This is a genomic window from Microcystis sp. M53602_WE12 (assembly GCF_030065455.1).
Taxonomy (GTDB): domain Bacteria; phylum Cyanobacteriota; class Cyanobacteriia; order Cyanobacteriales; family Microcystaceae; genus Microcystis; species Microcystis aeruginosa.
The window spans coordinates 1-2,492 of the sequence record NZ_JASJFB010000189.1 but is presented as its reverse complement, the minus strand read 5'-3'; the positions used below and the strand labels follow the sequence as shown (position 1 = coordinate 2,492).

General features: G+C 42.3%; 4 protein-coding genes. 1 reads left to right on the top strand and 3 read right to left on the bottom strand.

What is annotated here, in order from left to right; all coding sequences use genetic code 11:
- Window positions 1-49 precede the first annotated feature (49 nt).
- The 3 genes from PX482_RS07190 to PX482_RS07180 all read right to left on the bottom strand — a co-directional run bounded on the left by PX482_RS07190 (window position 50) and on the right by PX482_RS07180 (window position 900).
- The gene (locus tag PX482_RS07190) at window positions 50-229 is read right to left on the bottom strand and encodes a hypothetical protein (protein ID WP_353852426.1); all 180 of its coding nucleotides are present in this window, start codon (window positions 227-229) and stop codon (window positions 50-52) included.
- Entirely contained in the window at window positions 195-413 is a 219-nt protein-coding gene (locus PX482_RS07185) for a hypothetical protein (protein ID WP_288023317.1), read from the bottom strand. The genes PX482_RS07190 and PX482_RS07185 overlap by 35 nt, the downstream gene beginning before the upstream one ends.
- Before the next feature lie 238 nt (window positions 414-651).
- Window positions 652-900: a Ycf34 family protein gene (locus PX482_RS07180; protein ID WP_002760106.1), complete on the bottom strand. Its 249-nt coding sequence runs from the start codon at window positions 898-900 to the stop codon at window positions 652-654.
- A 94-nt stretch (window positions 901-994) separates the two neighbouring features.
- On the opposite strand from PX482_RS07180, the gene PX482_RS07175 reads away from it, so the two are divergent.
- Window positions 995-2,212 (top strand): tRNA nucleotidyltransferase/poly(A) polymerase-related protein, encoded by a 1,218-nt coding sequence (locus tag PX482_RS07175; protein WP_002760104.1) that lies wholly within the window; start codon window positions 995-997, stop codon window positions 2,210-2,212.
- Window positions 2,213-2,492 lie beyond the last annotated feature (280 nt).

The following is a 2,492-nucleotide window of genomic DNA, read 5'->3' as shown; positions in this document are numbered from 1 at the left end:
GTCATCGGTCCCTGGTCTCCTTACTCTTAGATTACTCCAAAGCCTTACATTAGATTGAAACAATCTGAATTTCCCTGACTCGGTGCATTGGTTTGGTTGGCTTTTCGGTGGTGATTAGTCCATCAGCTTGAATTTGCAGCGCAGCAGCACCCTGAAGTGCATCCAACGCCGCGAAACCGGAAGTGCCAGCAATTTCATGACTCACTGCACCCTCCTCGACGTGCAGCAAGTTCTTGTTCTATTTCGTCTTCATTGAGCAGTTGCAATCCAGCTGCGATCGCCCGCTGTCGGATTTCCCATAACTTTTTGCTTAATGGTGTTTGGGGAATAAATTTAGCTTCTGGTGTTGTTTGTGACTCAGATTTAAGTATTTGAACAAATTGCCAAACTTTTTGTTGCTTTTCCGGGGTCAATTCTCGCCATTGCTCAAGTAAGCTAAACGGCTTTTACTTCGGATCACCGATATAGACTCCAAAAGGGTTATAGCTATTGGATCATGCAGGTTAAGCGCCGTTTAGCTTAGTTCTTCTTCTTTATCCATAAATACCTCGCTCTTAAATTACGCATTCCTCGAATCGTTGGCTGTCCAAGACATATTTGTGGATTAACTTTCGGCTCTTGTAGTAGATATGTATGGGTAGTTCAGGTGTTTTAGGTGGGAATTGGTTCACCCGGCCGCAAACTAGACCATTTACCGGTTTCGCGTAAAAAGCTTTCACAACCCACCACATCCCACTCCATTTCGATATAATCTTCTTTGGTGCGAATGTTAACGTTAATAGAAGGGTTCTTCGCTTCAAAGTCCGGTGTCTCGGTGAGATGACGTTCCTGATGTTGTGTTTCTACGGCATGATAGGTGAGACAGCGATCAACAAAATAGCAGTTAATACAAATACACATAGGTTTAACTCTATAGGTCTTTTCCGTTAATCTAGCTCAGTCTCTCCCCAAATAGGGCCGGTAAAAATTATATTTTTGTAAATTGCTCTTCTCGATGTCTTGTCAAAAAAACCTAGATAGTTTAGTTAAAGAAGTTTTTGCGATTAATCGGCAAGAATTGCCAGAAAATGCTTATTTAGTCGGTGGTGCTGTGCGAGACGCTTTATTAAACCGTCAGAAAGACTATATTGACCTAGATTTTGTGGTTCCCGAAAAAGCGATCGAAATTGCCCAAACTATTGCCCATCAGTATAAAGCCGGTTTTGTGGTTTTAGATGCCGTTCGTCAAATTGCTCGCGTCGTTTTTCCCCAGGGTACTCTTGATTTCGCACAACAGGAGGGAGAATCTCTAGAAATAGACCTAAAAAGACGGGATTTCACCGTTAATGCTCTCGCTTATAATCTCCACACCCAAGAAATTTTCGATCCTTTAGGGGGATTAAAAGATTTAGGCTGCCAATCCCTGCGGATGATTTCCCGCGAAAATCTCCAGGATGATCCCCTAAGATTATTAAGGGCCTATCGACAAGCGGCTCAATTGGACTTTGAGATCGAACCCCATACCCGTGCAACTATTCGTTCTCTTGCCCCTTTATTGCACCGTGTAGCCGCCGAAAGGGTGCAATCCGAGTTGAATTACCTTTTGCTCAATTCCCGTGGCAATAAATGGCTAAAAAGTGCTTGGGAAGATGGCTTATTATCTCTCTGGTTGCGTCGGATTACCCCCGCAAAAATGGAGCGAGTTATGGGGGTGGAAGCGGCAGCGGGATTTTTAGAATCTTTGTTACCGGAAAAATTTATCTTTTCCCCTTCTCAGTTACAGTTGACAAAATTGGCCCTATTGGTATCGGATATTTTGGCAGAAGCGGAAAAAGAGTTAATCGATCTCAAGTATTCCCGTGGGGAAATTCGCACGGTAATGACGGTAATTAAGTCTTTACCTCCCCTCAAAGAAGCAGATAATTTAAGTCTGCGGGAACAGTATTTTATTTATCTAAATACGGGAAAAGTATTTCCTGTCTTTGCCCTTTTTGCTTTATCAATGGGGATTAACAAAAATATCGTCGCTTCTCTGTTGACTTCCTATCTCGATCCCGATAATATTATCGCCCATCCCCGACCTTTATTAAGGGGCGATGATTTAATTAACCATTTACAGCTGAAACCCAGTCCGGTTATCGGTAAGTTATTAACCGAGGTACAAATTGCCCAAATTGAGGGCCAAGTTACAGTTTTTCAGGAAGCGATCGATTTTGCCAAAAAGTTATTATAAGTGGTTGGTTATAATTAAATTAAAAATGGATTTTAGGTTCGATCCCCCCTGCCCCCCTTGATAAGGGGGGTGCCGATCCCCCCTTAATAAGCTATCCCTTATAGGGATCTTTCTTAACAATTTTTGCAGTAAGCACTCCAACCCTTATCCTGACTTGATTTCAGTTTTTTCTTTGTCAGTAAGGGTGTCAACAAGGAATATTACAAATTGTTAACCGAGTCTTGAAAGCCTTGTGCTACAAAGGTTTGAAATGTTAAGAAAGATGTGACTAAAGGACAGC